The organism is Asinibacterium sp. OR53 (assembly GCF_000515315.1).
GTDB lineage: Bacteria > Bacteroidota > Bacteroidia > Chitinophagales > Chitinophagaceae > Sediminibacterium.
In genome coordinates this window covers 2,177,785-2,195,021 of sequence record NZ_KI911562.1, presented here as the reverse complement: position 1 = coordinate 2,195,021, position 17,237 = coordinate 2,177,785, and the positions used below count along the sequence as shown (strand labels likewise).

The following is a 17,237-nucleotide window of genomic DNA, read 5'->3' as shown; positions in this document are numbered from 1 at the left end:
TTCGTGAATTGTTAGTTGTTTATAATTGCTGCAAAATACAATTTATTCAACGGCCTGCAAGTGCAGTTCCTTGCCCTTTTCAAGCATGAAATGGTAAGCCGCTTCATAGTTGTTGGGAATAACACCGTCCAGTATTGCTTCCCGTATGGCGTCTTTGATGATGCCTACTTTCTTGCCTGGTGCCAATCCGAATGTTTGCATGATCATCTCCCCTGTAACAGGCGGTTGCCAGTTTCGGATACGGTCGCTTTCCTCCACCTGGTACAATCTTTCCCGCACCAGCTCGAAGTTCTGCAGGTATCTTTTTACTTTCCCTTTATTCTTGCTGGTGATATCCGCTTCACAAAGCATCATCAATGCATCTATGTCTTCACCTGCATCAAACAGTAACCGGCGGATGGCGCTGTCGGTAATATTTTCTTTGGTAAGGCTGATGGGTCGCAAATGCAACAATACCAGCTTCTGCACCAGCTTCATTTTCTCATTGAGTGGCAGTTTAAGTTTGGTAAAAATCTTCGGAACCATCCTGGCTCCTACCACTTCATGCCCGTGAAAAGTCCACCCATGCCCTTCTTCAAACTTTTTGGTACCCGGCTTGCCTATATCATGCAGCAATGCTGCCCAACGCAACCAGAGATCGGTTGTTTTATCGGCAATATTATCCAGTACCTGCAGGGTATGGTAAAAATTATCCTTGTGTCCTTTTCCATCTATGTATTCTGCTCCATGCAGTTCTATCATTTGCGGAAAGATCAGTTGCAGGAGTCCGCTTTTAAACAGCAGGTCCCACCCAATCGATGGTCGTTCGCACAACATGATCTTGTTCAACTCATCGGTGATCCTTTCCTGTGAAACAATTTTGATACGTTTGGCATTTTCTCCTATAGCAGCAAAGGTTTCAGGTAATATGGTAAAACGCAGTTGGGCAGCAAACCTTATGGCGCGCATCATGCGCAACGGATCGTCGCTGAATGTTTGCGCAGGGGCCAGTGGTGTTTGGATGATCTTCCGCTCAATATCCGTCACCCCATTGAAAGGATCGACCAGTTTGCCAAAATCTTTTTTGTTCAGGCTGATAGCAAGTGCATTGATGGTAAAATCCCTCCTGTTCTGATCGTCTTCAATAGTGCCGGGCATTACTTCCGGCTTGCGGCTATGTGAGCGGTAACTTTCTTTCCGGGCGCCTACGAATTCCACTTCAAAATCTTCGAGTTTGATCTGTGCCGTACCGAAATTCTTAAAATAAGCCACTTGTGGTTTGGGCTTAAACATTTCTGCCACTTTGTGCGCCAGCGCAATACCATCTCCCATACAAACGATATCAGCGTCTTTGGTAGGTCTGCCAATGATCTTGTCGCGCACAAATCCTCCTATGAGATAACAAGGCGTATCCAAAGCCGTTGCAGCTTTCGCAATTTTCTCCAGTACCTGCTTTTCCTTATCAGAGCAAACTATGTCCATAAACTGCAAATGTAGCGCTGTTTTGTTTTGGATCAACGGGGAAGGCAATCGAGTAATTGCCGGGTGGTGATATGCCTTGCGCAATGGAAATGGGCTTGCGGACAGGTTTTTTTTCCATGGAGTCCGCAAGGCCTGCACGAAAGTGCTTCTGTTACCTCCACAATATGACTGTTATCAGACAATGGCCCATATCCAAATGCGGGAATAGTGGAACAATAAACAGCCGTTACCGGAGCATTCACTGCCGATGCAAAATGCATCGGCGCAGAATCGTTCACATAATTCATCAGCGCTCCCTGCATCAGGGCAGCCGACTGCAGGAAACTGAGTTTGCCGGCTAAATTTTCTACCTGTCTGCCCTGCACGGCGTTCGTCATCTCATCACACAATGCCCGATCGCCGGGTGCACCCAGCAGGTACACTTTATATTCCGCCGGCAAAGATCCGATCAACGATATCCACTGATCGGCCGGAAATTGTTTGGTGAACCATACCGATGCGGGAGCCATGCAAACATAGGTCTGTGTTTGCCAAGGAGCTACCGCTTCCATATCCCGCTGCGATGGATACAACCTGGGCCTGGCCGCATGCGCATCCGTTAAAGAGGCGACCAACAGGTGATTGCGTTCTATTTCATGGATGCCTTTGCCCTCTTCTGAAAACACGTGCCGGATAACATCTGTGAACAAAAAACTGAATGGGTTTTTATCAAAACCAATGGTTCTGCGTGCTCTAGAAAAAGCGGTGAGCAAGCCGGTTGCAGCATAACGCTGTACATTGATCACACAATCGTACCGGTTTGACCTGATCTGTTTCAGTAGTTGGAACAGGTTGCGGTATTTATTTTTCTTTTTATCCCATACCAGTACTTCGTGTACATAAGGATGTTCTATGAATAAGGATTCATTTCCTTTTCTAACAGCTATATCAATGGAAGCCTGGGGAAAATATGCGTGTAGTTTTTCAAGCAACCCTGTTGCCAATACAACATCCCCGATAAAAGCAGTCTGAACGACCAGGACTTTCTGCATCAGCAAAAATAATTTTTTTAACGCACTTAAAGAGAAGTTGTTAGTTGGCGGAATTATATTCTGACAACTATCATTTAACAACTCTTTATTCGTATTCCAATTCGTTGCTGAAAAACTCCCAGTCGAACAGCAGGAAGCTTGAAGAAATACTTTTCAGGGAAAATTCACTTCTGTTCCTTTTGTGTGAAGAACGATGGCGAAGCCTGGTGGAGCTGATGGCATGACGGTCTATCCCAAGGCTGAGTACAGCGTTGATGAATGAATGCATTTTTTCACTTGGAACGTCTAAAATAACCCTTGCCATATACAGTATTTACCTGTTATAGGATATCAACTTTAAGTTCGATATTTTTTCCGGGTTCTACAAGTAAAAAGGGTTAAAATTAGTATTAAACTAATGTTACCTCGCAAGCGGCTCTTTTACAGTTATTTAAAGATATCTACGTGAAAAATAAGTCTCCTGAAGCGCTTAAGGCCTTATGATACTCAGGCTGCCGTCTTTCTCCCATTTAATGACGGAAGACGGTTTGGCATAGTCTTCTTCATCGCGCCGGTATTTGACTACATAATCCACTCCTTCATGAATGACCGGCTCTATATCCCGGAAACACTGCGGAGGCGGATATCCTGAAAGGTTGGCCGATGTGCTGACGATGGGTTTTCTGAACCGGCGGATCAGGTGTTTGCAGAAGGTATCGCCGCAAATCCGTATGGCCACCGAACCATCGACTCCCAGCAGGTTGGATGCCAGCCCTACCCCTCCTTCATAAATGACCGTGGTAGGTTTGGTGACCCCTTTGATATAATCGAATATTTGCAGGTCGGGCTGGGTTACGTGGCGAAGGATATCTTTCTCATCGGCCACCAGCACGATCATGGCTTTGTTATCGGCCCTGTGCTTCAGTTGGTAAATCCTTTTCACCGCGTCTTCATTGGTAGCATCGCAACCGATACCCCAGATGGTATCTGTAGGATACAGGATCAGTCCTCCTTTTTGCAGCACATCGAGACAGGCATCAATATCTTGTTGGAATGGAAGCATCTTCATACAAAATTACCGGCAGCAAATTACAAATTGTAACGCAGATACATGCTGCAAAAGCCATGATACTGTATGTTTGCACAAAAAACTGACCATGGAATCATTGAAAGCCCTGATACAGGAAGCCTGGGGCAACCGGGAGTTATTGAAAGAAGTGACTTACACCGAAGCCGTTCGCACCATTATTGAAGAGGTTGACAAAGGCAGGCTACGCGTAGCTTCCCCGGAGAATGGCCGGTGGGTGGTGAACGAGTGGGTGAAACAGGCTATTTTGATGTATTTCAGCATCCAGCAAATGCAGACCTGGTCTATCACGCCTTTCGAATTTTACGATAAAATGCTCCTCAAAAATAATTACCGCGAACTGGGTGTAAGGGCTGTTCCCCATGCCGTAGCCCGTTATGGCGCTTTCCTGGGCAGGAATGTGGTGCTCATGCCCAGCTATGTGAACATCGGCGCTTATGTAGATGAGGGCACTATGGTAGACACCTGGGCCACCGTGGGAAGCTGTGCCCAGATAGGCAAAGGCGTTCACCTGAGTGGTGGCGTAGGTATCGGTGGTGTGCTCGAACCATTGCAGGCGAGCCCCGTGATCATTGAAGACGGATGCTTTATCGGTAGCCGTTGCATTGTGGTAGAAGGCGTGATCGTAGAAAAAGAAGCGGTGCTGGGCGCTAATGTGGTACTTACCCAATCAACCAAGATCATCGACGTAAGCGGGTCCGAGCCCGTCGAATACAAGGGCCGTGTTCCTGCCAGAAGTGTAGTGATCCCGGGCAGCTATACCAAAAAGTTCAATGCGGGCGAATACCAGGTAAGCTGCGCCCTCATCATTGGTCAGCGTAAACCCAGTACAGACCTGAAAACCAGCCTCAACGACGCATTACGCGATTTCAATGTAAGTGTTTAAACTCATTACTGACTGTTCAATTATACTTGATAGATGACAGCACAACGCATCGGGTTAAAAGGATTTCTGATCACGTTGCTGGGTGCTGTCTTCTTTTCTACCAAAGCCATTTTTGTTAAGCTGGCTTTTCATGATACAGGCACCGATGCCGTTACTTTACTCACGGTGCGCATGTTATTCTCCCTGCCCTTTTACGCTGTAGTTGCCTGGCTGGCGGCAAAAAAAGAAGAAAACCAGCCTTTAACACGCAGGCAATGGCTCCTGATCGGCGTCATGGGCATCCTGGGATATTACCTGAGCAGCTTGTTTGACTTCATAGGGCTGCAATATGTATCGGCGGGACTGGAACGGCTGATCCTTTTTCTCTACCCTACTTTCGCCGTGCTCATCAATACCTGGTATTTCAAAACTGCACTCAGTAAAACGCAGATCGCCGCTTTGTTGCTGACTTATCTTGGTATTGGCATTGCCTACCTGGGTGAGTTGAGGCTGGATACCGGTCACCCGGGTTTCTTTTACGGCTCTTTCATGATCTTTCTCTGTGCCATTACTTACTCATTCTACCTCGTTGGCACCGGCAGGCTGGTAAAGCAAGCCGGTACCGCCCGTTATACTGCTTATGTTATGCTTGCTGCGACAGTTGGTGTTTTCGCTCATTTCTTATTCACCCATTCCATGCAGCAGGTGGCCTTTACCGCTAGCCTGGTAAGTTATGGCTCTGCCCTTGCCATTATTGCAACCGTACTACCTTCTTTTATGATGAGTGCCGGAATGAAAAGCATCGGCAGTAACAATGTAGCCATCATCACCAGTATTGGTCCTGTTTCCACCATCCTGCAGGCGCATTTTATCCTTGGCGAACCTATATTGGGCTTGCAGCTAGCCGGTACAGCATTGGTGATCATAGGCGTATTGCTCATCGGCTGGCGCTCGGCGAATTGATAAGCGCCTGTCATTTACCGAAGTTTTTCCGCCATTTACCGCCTTTCCAGTTATGCCTGCCTAAAGACGCTTCTCCGGCTTTTTTCATGCCACTAGATTTGTGCTATCAAACGATAAATAATGGAAGACTTCAACAAAAACATTGAAAACGAAAAACACAGCCGGTTCTGGACCGGGCTGATATTTGTACTGATCGGCGTAGGGTTGCTGCTCCAGCAGATAAGCGCGCCCTTTCCTCACTGGTTGTTTACCTGGCCTATGATACTCATCATCATTGGGTTGATCTCAGGTATCAAACACAGGTTCCGAAATTTTTCCTGGTTTATCATTGCCGGCATTGGCGCGGTTTTCCTGATGGGAGAAATATTCAGTGATATGGACATGCGGACTTATATGTGGCCCATCATCATCATCGGAGTAGGACTCATTTTCATGTTCCGCCCCAGGCGCAGGTCGCGCTGCTTCAACCGCTGGCAAGACCGGTACGGAAAATATGACTATGATAAAGTACATGTATCTGGCGATGCAGAAATACATACAGATGATGTGATCGACAGCGTATCAGTTTTCAGCGGGGTTAAAAAAACAGTCACATCGAAAAATTTTAAGGGCGGGGAAATTTGTTGTTTCATGGGCGGCGCTGAAGTCAATCTGAGCCAGGCCGATATTACCGGCACCATCGTGATAGATATCACCCTCATTTTTGGCGGAGCCAAGCTCATCATCCCCCCGCATTGGGAAGTCAGGTCAGAGTCCGTGGCCATTTTCGCCGGTATCGATGACAAGCGCCCGATGCAGGCCGGCAATTTCGATCCTTCTAAAGTGATCATCATACGCGGCACCAGCATTTTTGGCGGCATTGAGATCAAAAGTTATTAAACCAATTCGGCTGTTTTCACCTTGTAAATTGATCTGTTATGGAATGGTATCTTGCAAAACTGGTGTATCGCATCATTTGCGGCAATGGCGAACACCACGCACAGTTCGATGAACAACTCAGGCTCATCCATGCAGAAGACGAACTGCATGCCTTTAACAAAGCCCAGCTCACCGGCCAGAAAGAACAGGAAAATTTTTTCAACCGGGCCAACCACCTGGTGCAATGGAAGTTCATCAACGTAACCGAGCTGCACAAACTGGAAAAGCTTACAGATGGTGCCGAAGTGTATTCCCGCATCAGAGAAGAAGATGACGGCCGTGCCTACCAGCACTCCGTTCATGCAAAAGCGGGATATTTGTTGGAGCAGTGTACCGATAAATTCCTGGAAACTGTTTAACCGATATGGTACGATCTATCACAACAGGCAAAGGCTTTTACATTATTTTCTGCTGCTGGTGGCTGGCGTGGATACTCGTCCAGGCCGCCATGGTAGAGCGGGCGGGCTTTGATTTACTGATCGCTTTTACAGATGCTCTTTGTTGTAATATATTGCTGGCGGGCTGTTGCGCACTGATCGTTAACAATATGCGGTTTTACCTGCCCAGGAAGGAACGCTATTGGTACCTGCTGGTTGTGAGCCTGGTAGAGAGCGCTATCTGGTTATTGATGAGCAAATGGATATTGAAATTGTTGTTCAGAAGCAATGTAGCTTACCAGGCTTTTCTCGATCAATCGGTTCCGATCCGTTATATCCTCGCCTTTCTCATGATCGGATGCATGGCCATGATAGCCATCCTGTGGTATACCCTGCAGGAACAACAGGAGAACGACCGGCGTAAAGAAGATGCAGAGCGGCTGGCCAAAGACGCCGAACTGCTCAAACTGCGTCAGCAGTTGCAACCGCATTTTCTTTTCAACAGCCTTAATTCCATCAGTGCGCTGGCCGGTAGTCAGCCTGAAAAAGCACGGCACATGATCCAGCAATTGTCTGATTTTTTAAGAGGCACTTTAAAGAAAGAAGAGCACCAGTTGGTGACGCTGGAAGATGAGTTGCATCACCTGCAATTGTACCTGGAGATTGAAAAAGTACGCTTCGGTCACCGATTGCAAACAGCTATCAATGTAAGAGAAGAAGCCGGCAAACTATTGATCCCTTCACTCCTATTACAACCGATCGTAGAGAATGCCATCAAATTCGGTCTATATGATACCATCGATACCGTATTGATCAGTCTGGATGCCGCTCAGCGAAAAGGTATGCTGGAACTTACGGTCACCAATCCATTCGATGAAACAACTGCTGTCAATACCCAGGGAACAGGGTTCGGACTGGCATCCATCCAGCGCCGGCTCTTCCTGCTATATGCACGGAACGACCTGTTACTGACGCATGCAAACGGTTCTGTTTTTTCAACTACGCTACTCATCCCACAAAATATTTATGAAGGCCATCATCATTGACGACGAATTCCTGGCAAGGAACATGGTAAAAGAATACCTGCAATACTATCCTGAAATAGAAGTAGTGCAGGAGTGCAGTGATGGATTTGAAGGAATCAAAGCCATACAACAACACCAGCCCGATCTCTTGTTTCTCGACATACAAATGCCGAAGATCAATGGATTTGAAATGTTGGAACTGGTAGAGCAGCCGCCTGCTGTTATTTTCACCACTGCTTTCGAAGAATATGCCATCAAAGCTTTTGAAGCACATGCCATCGATTACCTGCTGAAACCCTTCAGCAAAGAACGGTTCGATAAAGCCATGCAGAAATGGCAACAACTGGGCAGGCAGGAAATGGCACTGCAAACGGGTCAGTTATTGGAGAGCCTGGGTAACCAGCCTTCCCGTTCCAACAGGATCGTGCTGAAGGATAATGGAAAGATTAAGATCATCCCTACGGCGAATATCCGTTACCTCGAATCGGCCGATGATTATGTGAAAATCCATACGGCAGAAGGTGCGTTCCTGAAGAACCGGACGATGCAGTATTTTGAGCAACAACTCGACCCGCAGCAATTCGTGCGCATCCACCGTTCATACCTCGTGAATGTGCAGCTCATCAGTCGGATTGATCCTTATGAAAAAGACGGCCATCTGGCCATTCTCAGTGTGGGGGTAAGGCTTCCCGTGAGTAAATCGGGATACCAGAAATTAAAGCAACTGCTGGGAATATAATTTTTGCCAGGTAGCTTCGATGATGGCGGGAATCTGTTGAAAATCCCGGGCTTTATCCAGGAAATGATCGGCGCCACAGCGGAGGCATTCCGATTTGTAGCCGGAAAGGGTATTATTGGTAAGGATCACTACCAGCGGAGAAAAACCTTCCATTTTCCGGATGTCTTTCAGCATATGGAGGCCATTTTTCCCTGGCAGATTGATATCCAGGAGTATGATATCCGGCCGGTAACCATCGTTTAACAGTGCTATTCCCTCTTCGGCGCTTTTGGCTGATTGGATTTCCCCTATAGACCCCAGATCGGCCAATAGCAGGAGCAACCTTTCCCTGATAAAATCAGAGTCGTCCACCATTAATAATCGTAATGCGTTGGCAATCATAGCATTTAAAATAGACGCCGGGGGGGTGCATCATCTGTTTGGGTAAAAAAAAGCTTTGTAAAGGATTAGCCCTACAAAGCTTGCGTAGCGGTTAACTACAAGGTTTCTCAAGGAGAATCAGGTAATGTGGACGTTAACCCAACACAGGAAGCGTCCGGCTAACGGGCTTTTAAAGGATCTTTACTTAGAATATTGGATAATACATCACAAAGAAACACAGTTCCCGCTGGCCCGCACATAACAAGAGTCATGTAAAACATGTAGTATAAAAACTACAATAAACGGTGTTTTTATTATACAATATTGTTCTGGATGGCGTAACGGACCAGGTCGGCATTGCTTTGCATCCTCATTTTGTCCATGATCCTGGCGCGGTAAGTGCTGATGGTATTTACGTTGAGGGAGAGTATATCCCCGATCTCGGAGATGCTTTTACCAGACACCAGCATTTTGAATACTTCAAACTCGCGGTCAGATAATTGTTCGTGAGGAGCTTTGTCGCTTTTCTCTTCCAGTGAACCTGCGAGCACTTCCGCCACTTCACTGGTAATGTATTTTCTTCCGCTCAATATTTGTTGAACGGCTTTCACCAATTCATAAGGTGCACTTTCTTTGGTGAGATAACCTGCCGCTCCTGCCTTGATAGCACGTACCGCATATTGCTCAGGCGAATGCATGCTCAACATGAGTACAGGCGTTTGGGGAGCATGTTCTTTGATCTGCTTGAGTATTTCAATACCGGAATACCCGGGCATGCTGATATCGGAAATGATGATATCCCAGCTTTCTCCGACTGCTTTCTTGAACAGATCAGCAGAATCGGATACATCATGCACTTCTGCAAAAGAAAGTGATTCTTCCAGTATCTTTCTGAGCCCTTCTCGGATCAATGTGTGATCGTCTGCGATCAATATTCTCATTTAATGTTCCTTGTTTGATTTGCAGTACTGCTGATGGCGTAAAGTTAATGACTTCTGGTTAACCTTGCTCGCCATTCATACCAAGTTCCAATAAACAAATAAAGCAGATAGCCGAACCAACGGCAATCTGCCACACCAAAACTCCAAAAATGTTTATACGATCCTGTTAGGTCTACAAATAAAATAGGGGCGGAGAATATTCGCCCCTATTCCGTGGTTTTGCAATAGAATATAGGATTCGTATAGCTATAAGGAAATTGGAATCAGGGATAGATTTACTAAAACTCATACAAAGCTAATCAGGGAAAAAGATTAAGCTTCTGTGTAAATCACCATTTCTTAACGGTGAAAACACGGAATTTTTCAGCGTTCAAACTTCGTATTTTCCCCATTCCGGGGCCTTTCACCCCATCATTTCTTTGATTTGCTGGTCATTCAATGGTTTAGAATAGGCTTTTTGCACCAATGGGTAGGTCATAGCCCTTTTGATATCTTCCGGATAGACCGAAGAAGTTAAAATAAACACACGGATTTCACCCAGGTTTGGCCTGCTTTCCGCCATTACCTTGAAATGGTCCAGGAAATCCCATCCATCCATTACAGGCATATTGATATCTAGCAGGATGATCTGGGGCAGACTGGCCTCTTCCTCTTCCGATGCACGGATCAACAACTCGATGGCCTCTTTTCCGTTCAGGGCTATATCAATGCAAACGTCTGGATGATAGTGCCGGAATATTTCCCGGCTAAGGAAATTCGTTACATCATCGTCGTCTACCAAAAGTATCCGCTGGTATTCAGGCGTCATAGGGCATTGTGTTTTTTTTCAGGAATACTTGAAATGTAGTACCCCTGTTCACCATACTTTCCACTGCGATCTTACCTCCAAGGGCTTCTACCTGGCTTTTAACGATGTAGAGTCCTAATCCCTTTCCTTCCGTATTTTCATGAAAGCGTTGGTACAATCCGAATATTTTGTTCCCGTATTTTCCCATATCAATTCCTTTGCCATTATCTGTGATGGTAAGTACCACAAACTCTCCGTCTTCCTGCGTAGTAATATGGATAACAGGCCGTTCATGCTCCTTCCGGTATTTGATGGCATTGGTGATGGTATTCAGGAACACACTGTGGATAACTTTCCCGGGATAGCAAATGTCTTTTGCTTTGGAGAAATCATAAGTAATCGCCGCTTCTTTTTCCATGATCTCTTCTGAGATGGAATACATCACATCTGTCAGTTCTTTTTCGAATGAGACCGGTTCCCGCAGTTCCGTTTTGTGCACCAGGGAGCTTAGTATTTCATTGAGATCGTCCAGTGTACAGCTCAGCTTATCAATACTGAGATTGATCTTATCAAAAATATCCTTATTCCTGCCTGCCAGTTCTTCTTTGTTGAATAACCAGGTAAGGCTGCGCAGGTTGGCAACAGGGGCACGCAGGTTGTGTGAAGTAATGTAAGCAAACTGTTGCAATTCCTTATTGCTGATCATCAGTTCCTCGGTAAGTTCCTGCAGTTCCATCTCTTTTTGCTTGATATCATCCATATCGATATGAATGCCTGCAGCACGGATGGTTTCCCCCTGCTCATCCCGCAGGGGGGATTTGCTGATGGATAATATCCATTTCCATTTATTCTCGCGGGTCTTCATCCGCATCATCACCTGGTAACTGCTGATCTTACCCGCCACATAATCGTTGTATTGTTTTTCTATCGCTTCCCGTTCATCAGGATGCAGCAGCATGGTAAAAGTTTCCCATTTATTATCCAGTTCTCCCGGGTCATATCCCAACATGATCTTCCACATATCGTTGAAATAAATCGTGTTGTTCCGAATATCCCAATCCCATATACCGATTTCAGCAGCATCGGTAGCCATTTCCAATCGCTCTTCACTGATGCGCAATTGCTCCTGTGTACGTTTTCTTTGCTCTATTTCTTTTTCCAGTTGCAGCGTTCTTTTCCTGACCGAGGCCCTCAATGATATGCTGTACAATATGATGATCAGCAATACCAACAGGACTGCTACCGACAGGATGATCCCCATTCGTATCACATCAGATGAGAAGCCTTTGCCCTCACTGTACACAAACCCATCGAGCCGCGCATTCGGCGAAACCAGCTTCAATGACTTATAGATATCAAGGATATGATTCCAGCGTCCTTCATTCATGTGCCCTATTTCCACTATATCGGGCACGATCAGTTTGCGCATATCTTCGGCTTCCGCCAACAGTTCGGTCTTTGTAACACCCCTTTCTTTTACGCCGGGCAATGTGAGGATATAATCGGCTATTTCTTCCGGGTGATCCAGGGCGTAATCCCATCCTTTGAAGCTTGCCTTCACAAACTTCCTGGTCTTTTCCGGGTTATTCTCTGTCATGCTTTGGAGCGAAAAGAGCAGGTCTCCGTAAAAGTCAATGCCGTAGTTGATGGGTTGTATATAAGACGGTTTTATCCCCTGCTTCCGCAACTGGTTGAGCTCATCGGAATAATAACCGGTCATCGCATCTACCTTCCCTTTGATGAGATCGTCGTTTTTCCAACTATGTGTTACCACATGCAACGAATTGATGGGAATGCCTTCTTTGAGAAAAACAGCCTGTAATTCTATCCAGCCCTGCGCTTCTGAAACCATCAGGGTCTTACCTACCAGGTCCGACGGCACACGGATACCCCTGCTGGCCAAAGAGATCAATATATAGGGTGAATGTTGAAAAAGCGCCCCCAATGCCACTATCGGTTTGCCTTTGGCGAACTGGATCATCAGATCGGAACCGGAAATGCCGAACTGCGCCCGCCCCGCCAATACTTCCCGCAGCGGGTCGTGGTTGCCGTCTCCGGGAACCAATTTTACTTTCAAGCCTTCAGCGCTGTAAAAACCTTTGATCTGTGCCGCATAATAACCTGCAAACTGGAACTGGTGCCACCATTTCAACTGGAGATTCAGGGTATCGTTTGCCGCTTCGGCCCGTTGCACAATACAACATCCCGTCAACAACAAAAGCAACAATGTATTCCTGAGGTACCACATTGGTCTGACGAAGGGCTAGGGTGAAGGGGCCATTGATCGCGCCAAGATAATCTGTTTCAGTCATATCAGGTAAATTCATCAATAAAAGACAAAAAAGTATTTTATCAAATCCATTCATTTACCTTTGCTATTGCAATCAATGATATGTTTTCAAAGACCTGTACTTATGCCATCCGGGCCATGCTGTTCATTGCCCGGCATGCCGAAACCGATAATAAGCTGGGCATCAAGGAAATTGCCGGAGGCATTGATGCACCTGAGCATTTTATTGCGAAAATTTTGCAGCAATTGAGCAAAAAGGGTTTGGTATCATCGCTGAAGGGACCATCGGGCGGGTTTTACCTGGATAAGAAAACGGGTAAATGTACCCTGGCCGACATTGTGCAGGTTATTGATGGCGATTCGTTGTTTACAGGTTGTGCATTGGGACTCTCCCATTGTTCGGAACAATATCCCTGTCCACTCCACCATGAATTCAAAAAGATCAGAAAAGAGATTCATGAAGCGTTGAAGTCAACCAGGCTTTCAGAGTTCAATGAAGAACTGCTTCAGCAATTCACTTATCTGAAAAACAGATAAACGTTATGCAAACACGGCACGACATCCACAATGAGACCGACATCAGTTTACTGGTTCACCGCTTCTACGATAAAGTAAGGGAAGATGCGCTGTTAGCTCCTATATTCAATGAGCGGATCGGCAGTCACTGGCCCGCGCACCTGCAAAAAATGGTCTATTTCTGGCAAACCGTTTTACTGGATGAAAGAAAATATTTTGGGAGTCCCTTTCCCCCTCATGCCAGGTTACCTATTGCACACGCGCATTTTGAAAGATGGATGCAATTGTTTACCGCTACCATTGATGAATTGTTCGATGGAGAAAAAGCGGCGGAAGCCAAATGGAGGGCCGGTAAAATGGCTGAGCTGTTTGAAATCAAAATAGCCCATCACCAGCGCAACAACATGCAAAACCTGATATAATGCCTTCTGCACAATTCACCATCAAAAGGGTATACGAAAAGCCTTCGGCCAAAGACGGTTACCGGGTGTTGGTTGACAGGCTCTGGCCGCGCGGCATGACCAAAGAAGCCGCACACCTCGATGCCTGGATCAAAGAACTGGCTCCCTCCCCTGCCTTGCGCAAATGGTTTGGTCACGATCCCGATCGCTGGAGGCAGTTCAGTAAAGACTACCTGAAAGAACTGAACCATTCTGTTACAGCAGCCTCACTGGTACATGAACTGGCCCTGCACAAGAAAGTAACCCTGGTATATGCTGCGCAGGACACAGAACATACCCATGCACTGGTGTTGCTGCAGTTTATCCAGGAAGAATTGGCACATCCTTAATCTTATAACTTACCCGCACCAACAAAACGCACCCAATCGATCACCCGCGAAGTATAGCCATATTCATTGTCGAAGAAAGCCATCAGGTTCACGGTGCGGCCTGTTACAGTTGTCAGTGACCCGTCGATAATGGCTGAATGACTATTGCCTTTGATATCGAGTGAAACCAATGGGTCTTCGGTGTACTGAATGATGTTTTTGTATTCCCGCTTAGCAGCCTGCCTGAACAGTTCATTCACCTGTGCTGCCGTAACCGCCTCTTTCATCTGGAACACAAAATTGGCCAGTGCACCGTTCGCTACCGGTACGCGGGTAGTAATGGTATAGATGCAGCCTTTCAACAGAACAAAGAGTCGCTCTAAAGATTGTCCCAGGTCAACAGGTACGGGAATGATGGATTCGGCAGCAGCCCTGCCTCTGCGAAGATCTTTATGCGGACCATCCACCAGTTCCTGCCTGGATGTATATGAATGCAGCACATTGATGTGCACCGATTCTATGCCGATGGATTGCATAAGATAGATCAGGTGCGTTGAGCAATTGGTCATGCAGCCTCCGGGGGAAATCAGGTGTTTATCTCCATTCAGTTGGTGCTGATTGAATCCATAAATGCTGAGCGGAATATCTTCTGCACCCGTAGTGGACAAAATGACGTTCCCTGCTCCTGCTTCCAGGTGTTGAGATGCGAGGGCTTTCGTCAGGAATTTACCGGTACACTCCAAAACAAGATCAACCTGCAATGCTTTCCAGGGCAGTTTTGCCGGGGCAGGTTCACGCAAAAAGCGAATGGTTTTACCGGCAGCGATGAGTTCGTTGTTTTCTACTGCGATCTCAAAGGTAGCCGGACCATATACCGAATCGTACCTGAGTAAATAAGCCAACTGATACAGTTCCATGATGTCATTCACTGCTACTAACTCTACACCAGGCATCATTACCAATCTTCTGAACAATAACCGGCCAATCCTGCCCATTCCGTTGATCGCTATTCTCATCGCTGTTTTTTAGCCTGTAAAATTAGCGATTTCATGCAGTGAATGTTCACATAGAACCTACATGGCTAATCCTGACTCTATTTCGTTTTGTTATTCAATGCCGTCTCCAGTTTTTTGAGCCTGGTTGTCCAGAATTTGTCGAAATAATTGATCCAGTCACGCAGTTCATTAAAGCCCTCCTGCTTCAGCATGCAATAGCGTTCCCTTCCCACATCCTCTATGGAAATAAAGCCCGCGTTATGCAATATTTTGATGTGTTTGGAAACAGCCGGCCGGCTCATATCGAAATTTCCGGCCAGGCTGTTGATGGTCAAGCTGTCCTTCGTAAGCATACTCAATATCTGCCTGCGGCTCGGATCGGCAATGACCTGGAAAATGTCAAGCGTGGCTTGTGTCATGTGTTGAGGCGTTTAAAAGTCCGGCAATCTTCTTGATATTCTTCAACCATCCCTCCTCCATAACCGCAAAGATGGCTGCGGTTTGCCCTTCACCGAAACCACTGTGGTTTAACAATAATTCCGTACCATGGTCTTTTTTTTCAAGCGTCCATACTACAACGGAATCCATCGTCATTTTACTATTGCCAGGGCCGCCTTTCCAGGAATAGGACAATTTTTTGAAAGGAACCATTTCCAGCACTTTGCAGTAGATGATCCCATCAAAATCAAAATTGGGCATTGGCCTGGTGCGAAATTGAAACTCATGTCCCACGATGGGCAGAAAATCGTTCTCCATCAGCCATTGGGCCATGAGTTCTGACTTTGTCAGGTATTCCCATACCTGCTCGGGTACATGGTCATAAAACCATTTGTGTGTGATCGCTTTTTGCATAAATAAGTAACTTTTAGGTTACCCAAAATAAGTAACTTTAAAGTTACCAAACAAGTATTTCGGTTACTTTTTTAAATGATACAAACGATATTTTTTACAGTGGCTAGCACTTTCAGGATAGCCTTTCGTATTGTTGTAATGTCGCCTATCATGATCAAAATCATTATAATACAGAAATAATTATTGGCTAATTTTAATTATGAAAAAATATGTTCATATCAACCTGGTATTATTGCTTTTAGCCTGCAACAGCAAAATGGAAACAACCCACCCTACCACTGAAAACATCTCTGAATCGGTCTATGCTTCCGGTTTTGTAAAGAGCCGCGATCAATACCAGGCTTTTGCAAAGGTTACCGGCGTTATTCAAAAAGTATTTGTAACGGAAGGTGACTCTGTATCAAAGGGTGATCCTATTGCATTACTATCAAACGAAGCTCAAAAACTGAATACAGAAAATGCCAAACTGAATGTGCAATTCTCGGATATCAACTCTAATATCAATAAGCTCAACGAGCTGAAAACAAATATAAACCAGGTCCGTGATAAACTGAAAAACGATTCACTGCTGATGGAAAGACAACAGGATCTTTGGGCGCACCAGATAGGGACCAGGAACGAACTGGAACAAAGGGAGCTTGCTTATAAAAGCACTAAAACAACACTTGATGCAGCTATTTTCAGGTATAATGATCTGAAAAAGCAACTCGACTTTGCTATGCTTCAATCGAAAAAGAACCTGCAGATCAGTGAAAGCACAACAAGCGACTATACCATTCGAAGCGAAATGAATGGAAAAGTTTACAGCATTTTAAAAAAACGAGGGGAAGTGGCCAGTCCGCTTGTTGCCATAGCGATCATCGGTGCCGCCAAAGACCTGTATGCAGAATTGCAGATAGATGAATATGATATTGCACGGATACAACCCGGTCAAAAAATTCTGTTAACGATGGACAGTTATAAAGGGCAGGTATATGAAGCGGTGATCAATAAAATTGATCCCATCATGAATGACCGCTCCAGGTCTTTTACAGTAGAAGCGTCCTTCATTTCAAAGCCGCCGGTTCTTTATCCCAACCTGACGATGGAAGCCAATATCATCATCCAAACAAAGCAGCATGCACTGGTGATCCCCAGGAACTATCTATTGAATGACACAACGGTTTTGGTTGGAATAAATGAAAAACGAAAAGTAACCACCGGATTGAAAGATTACCAGAAAGTAGAAATAGTAAATGGCCTCCATACTTCTGACATCATTTACCGGCCGGCGAAGTGAAAA

Annotated in this window: 21 protein-coding genes; 10 read left to right on the top strand and 11 right to left on the bottom strand. The window is 45.8% G+C overall.

The window, feature by feature from the left end; all coding sequences use genetic code 11:
• Positions 1-42 precede the first annotated feature (42 nt).
• The 4 genes from SEDOR53_RS0109795 to SEDOR53_RS0109780 form a co-directional block, all read right to left on the bottom strand.
• Complete coding sequence (locus tag SEDOR53_RS0109795) at positions 43-1,461, bottom strand: CCA tRNA nucleotidyltransferase (protein ID WP_026769562.1); 1,419 nt, start codon at positions 1,459-1,461, stop codon at positions 43-45.
• Between the two features lie 32 nt (positions 1,462-1,493).
• Entirely contained in the window at positions 1,494-2,492 is a 999-nt protein-coding gene (locus SEDOR53_RS0109790; protein WP_026769561.1) for a glycosyltransferase family 9 protein, read from the bottom strand.
• 85 nt (positions 2,493-2,577) lie between these two features.
• The gene (locus SEDOR53_RS0109785) at positions 2,578-2,796 is read right to left on the bottom strand and encodes a hypothetical protein (protein WP_026774980.1); all 219 of its coding nucleotides are present in this window, start codon (positions 2,794-2,796) and stop codon (positions 2,578-2,580) included.
• Between the two features lie 165 nt (positions 2,797-2,961).
• Complete coding sequence (locus SEDOR53_RS0109780; protein WP_026769559.1) at positions 2,962-3,534, bottom strand: L-threonylcarbamoyladenylate synthase; 573 nt, start codon at positions 3,532-3,534, stop codon at positions 2,962-2,964.
• A 94-nt stretch (positions 3,535-3,628) separates the two neighbouring features.
• On the opposite strand from SEDOR53_RS0109780, the gene SEDOR53_RS0109775 reads away from it, so the two are divergent.
• From SEDOR53_RS0109775 to SEDOR53_RS0109750, 6 genes are all read left to right on the top strand, one after another.
• On the top strand, positions 3,629-4,444 hold the full coding sequence (locus tag SEDOR53_RS0109775; protein WP_026769558.1) for a 2,3,4,5-tetrahydropyridine-2,6-dicarboxylate N-succinyltransferase: 816 nt from the start codon (positions 3,629-3,631) through the stop codon (positions 4,442-4,444).
• Positions 4,445-4,477: 33 nt separating this feature from the next.
• Entirely contained in the window at positions 4,478-5,386 is a 909-nt protein-coding gene (locus tag SEDOR53_RS0109770) for a DMT family transporter (protein ID WP_026769557.1), read from the top strand.
• A gap of 120 nt (positions 5,387-5,506) precedes the next feature.
• Entirely contained in the window at positions 5,507-6,265 is a 759-nt protein-coding gene (locus SEDOR53_RS17665; RefSeq protein WP_051416585.1) for a LiaI-LiaF-like domain-containing protein, read from the top strand.
• Positions 6,266-6,303: 38 nt separating this feature from the next.
• Positions 6,304-6,663, top strand: coding sequence for a DUF4288 domain-containing protein (locus tag SEDOR53_RS0109760; protein WP_026769556.1), 360 nt, complete (start codon positions 6,304-6,306; stop codon positions 6,661-6,663).
• Positions 6,664-6,668: 5 nt separating this feature from the next.
• Positions 6,669-7,727, top strand: coding sequence for a sensor histidine kinase (locus SEDOR53_RS0109755; protein ID WP_026769555.1), 1,059 nt, complete (start codon positions 6,669-6,671; stop codon positions 7,725-7,727).
• Positions 7,708-8,445 (top strand): LytTR family DNA-binding domain-containing protein, encoded by a 738-nt coding sequence (locus SEDOR53_RS0109750; RefSeq protein WP_037328010.1) that lies wholly within the window; start codon positions 7,708-7,710, stop codon positions 8,443-8,445. The genes SEDOR53_RS0109755 and SEDOR53_RS0109750 overlap by 20 nt, the downstream gene beginning before the upstream one ends.
• Here the strand turns inward: SEDOR53_RS0109750 and SEDOR53_RS0109745 are convergent.
• From SEDOR53_RS0109745 to SEDOR53_RS18570, 4 genes are all read right to left on the bottom strand, one after another.
• On the bottom strand, positions 8,422-8,826 hold the full coding sequence (locus tag SEDOR53_RS0109745) for a response regulator (protein ID WP_084220407.1): 405 nt from the start codon (positions 8,824-8,826) through the stop codon (positions 8,422-8,424). The two genes, SEDOR53_RS0109750 and SEDOR53_RS0109745, sit on opposite strands and share 24 nt — an antisense overlap.
• Positions 8,827-9,119: 293 nt before the next feature.
• Entirely contained in the window at positions 9,120-9,746 is a 627-nt protein-coding gene (locus SEDOR53_RS0109740; RefSeq protein ID WP_026769552.1) for a response regulator transcription factor, read from the bottom strand.
• Between the two features lie 403 nt (positions 9,747-10,149).
• On the bottom strand, positions 10,150-10,554 hold the full coding sequence (locus SEDOR53_RS0109735; RefSeq protein WP_026769551.1) for a response regulator: 405 nt from the start codon (positions 10,552-10,554) through the stop codon (positions 10,150-10,152).
• A complete protein-coding gene (locus tag SEDOR53_RS18570; RefSeq protein WP_026769550.1) occupies positions 10,544-12,781 on the bottom strand; it encodes an ABC transporter substrate-binding protein in 2,238 nt (745 codons plus the stop codon). The genes SEDOR53_RS0109735 and SEDOR53_RS18570 overlap by 11 nt, the downstream gene beginning before the upstream one ends.
• 144 nt (positions 12,782-12,925) lie before the next feature.
• Between SEDOR53_RS18570 and SEDOR53_RS0109725 the strand changes: the two genes are divergently transcribed.
• From SEDOR53_RS0109725 to SEDOR53_RS0109715, 3 genes are read left to right on the top strand one after another with little or no spacing between them, the layout of a single operon-like run.
• Positions 12,926-13,360: an Rrf2 family transcriptional regulator gene (locus SEDOR53_RS0109725; RefSeq protein WP_026769549.1), complete on the top strand. Its 435-nt coding sequence runs from the start codon at positions 12,926-12,928 to the stop codon at positions 13,358-13,360.
• Positions 13,361-13,365: 5 nt separating this feature from the next.
• Entirely contained in the window at positions 13,366-13,761 is a 396-nt protein-coding gene (locus tag SEDOR53_RS0109720; RefSeq protein ID WP_026769548.1) for a group III truncated hemoglobin, read from the top strand.
• On the top strand, positions 13,761-14,129 hold the full coding sequence (locus tag SEDOR53_RS0109715) for a DUF488 domain-containing protein (protein WP_037360972.1): 369 nt from the start codon (positions 13,761-13,763) through the stop codon (positions 14,127-14,129). The genes SEDOR53_RS0109720 and SEDOR53_RS0109715 overlap by 1 nt, the downstream gene beginning before the upstream one ends.
• Positions 14,130-14,131: 2 nt before the next feature.
• Here SEDOR53_RS0109715 and SEDOR53_RS0109710 read toward each other — a convergent pair whose 3' ends face one another.
• From SEDOR53_RS0109710 to SEDOR53_RS17655, 3 genes are all read right to left on the bottom strand, one after another.
• Positions 14,132-15,124, bottom strand: coding sequence for a type I glyceraldehyde-3-phosphate dehydrogenase (locus SEDOR53_RS0109710; RefSeq protein ID WP_026769546.1), 993 nt, complete (start codon positions 15,122-15,124; stop codon positions 14,132-14,134).
• Positions 15,125-15,201: 77 nt separating this feature from the next.
• A complete protein-coding gene (locus SEDOR53_RS0109705; protein WP_026769545.1) occupies positions 15,202-15,522 on the bottom strand; it encodes a helix-turn-helix transcriptional regulator in 321 nt (106 codons plus the stop codon).
• Positions 15,503-15,955: an SRPBCC domain-containing protein gene (locus SEDOR53_RS17655; protein ID WP_051416584.1), complete on the bottom strand. Its 453-nt coding sequence runs from the start codon at positions 15,953-15,955 to the stop codon at positions 15,503-15,505. Before SEDOR53_RS17655 ends, SEDOR53_RS0109705 begins: the two co-directional genes overlap by 20 nt.
• A gap of 199 nt (positions 15,956-16,154) precedes the next feature.
• Here SEDOR53_RS17655 and SEDOR53_RS0109695 point away from each other — a divergent pair, with 199 nt between their 5' ends.
• Positions 16,155-17,234 carry an efflux RND transporter periplasmic adaptor subunit gene (locus SEDOR53_RS0109695; protein ID WP_026769544.1) on the top strand — a complete coding sequence of 360 codons (1,080 nt, stop codon included), beginning with the start codon at positions 16,155-16,157 and terminating at the stop codon, positions 17,232-17,234.
• Positions 17,235-17,237 lie beyond the last annotated feature (3 nt).

Coding starts and splice junctions, on each gene's coding strand:
- SEDOR53_RS0109755 (WP_026769555.1), top strand. CDS start 6,669: ATGGTACGATCTATCACAACAGGCAAAGGCTTTTACATTATTTTCTGC.
- SEDOR53_RS0109705 (WP_026769545.1), bottom strand. CDS start 15,522: ATGACACAAGCCACGCTTGACATTTTCCAGGTCATTGCCGATCCGAGC.
- SEDOR53_RS0109695 (WP_026769544.1), top strand. CDS start 16,155: ATGAAAAAATATGTTCATATCAACCTGGTATTATTGCTTTTAGCCTGC.
- SEDOR53_RS0109720 (WP_026769548.1), top strand. CDS start 13,366: ATGCAAACACGGCACGACATCCACAATGAGACCGACATCAGTTTACTG.
- SEDOR53_RS17655 (WP_051416584.1), bottom strand. CDS start 15,955: ATGCAAAAAGCGATCACACACAAATGGTTTTATGACCATGTACCCGAG.
- SEDOR53_RS0109710 (WP_026769546.1), bottom strand. CDS start 15,124: ATGAGAATAGCGATCAACGGAATGGGCAGGATTGGCCGGTTATTGTTC.
- SEDOR53_RS0109770 (WP_026769557.1), top strand. CDS start 4,478: ATGACAGCACAACGCATCGGGTTAAAAGGATTTCTGATCACGTTGCTG.
- SEDOR53_RS0109795 (WP_026769562.1), bottom strand. CDS start 1,461: ATGGACATAGTTTGCTCTGATAAGGAAAAGCAGGTACTGGAGAAAATT.
- SEDOR53_RS0109760 (WP_026769556.1), top strand. CDS start 6,304: ATGGAATGGTATCTTGCAAAACTGGTGTATCGCATCATTTGCGGCAAT.
- SEDOR53_RS0109780 (WP_026769559.1), bottom strand. CDS start 3,534: ATGCTTCCATTCCAACAAGATATTGATGCCTGTCTCGATGTGCTGCAA.
- SEDOR53_RS0109740 (WP_026769552.1), bottom strand. CDS start 9,746: ATGAGAATATTGATCGCAGACGATCACACATTGATCCGAGAAGGGCTC.
- SEDOR53_RS0109745 (WP_084220407.1), bottom strand. CDS start 8,826: ATGATTGCCAACGCATTACGATTATTAATGGTGGACGACTCTGATTTT.
- SEDOR53_RS18570 (WP_026769550.1), bottom strand. CDS start 12,781: ATGTGGTACCTCAGGAATACATTGTTGCTTTTGTTGTTGACGGGATGT.
- SEDOR53_RS0109735 (WP_026769551.1), bottom strand. CDS start 10,554: ATGACGCCTGAATACCAGCGGATACTTTTGGTAGACGACGATGATGTA.
- SEDOR53_RS0109775 (WP_026769558.1), top strand. CDS start 3,629: ATGGAATCATTGAAAGCCCTGATACAGGAAGCCTGGGGCAACCGGGAG.
- SEDOR53_RS0109725 (WP_026769549.1), top strand. CDS start 12,926: ATGTTTTCAAAGACCTGTACTTATGCCATCCGGGCCATGCTGTTCATT.
- SEDOR53_RS17665 (WP_051416585.1), top strand. CDS start 5,507: ATGGAAGACTTCAACAAAAACATTGAAAACGAAAAACACAGCCGGTTC.
- SEDOR53_RS0109785 (WP_026774980.1), bottom strand. CDS start 2,796: ATGGCAAGGGTTATTTTAGACGTTCCAAGTGAAAAAATGCATTCATTC.
- SEDOR53_RS0109790 (WP_026769561.1), bottom strand. CDS start 2,492: ATGCAGAAAGTCCTGGTCGTTCAGACTGCTTTTATCGGGGATGTTGTA.
- SEDOR53_RS0109750 (WP_037328010.1), top strand. CDS start 7,708: ATGAAGGCCATCATCATTGACGACGAATTCCTGGCAAGGAACATGGTA.
- SEDOR53_RS0109715 (WP_037360972.1), top strand. CDS start 13,761: ATGCCTTCTGCACAATTCACCATCAAAAGGGTATACGAAAAGCCTTCG.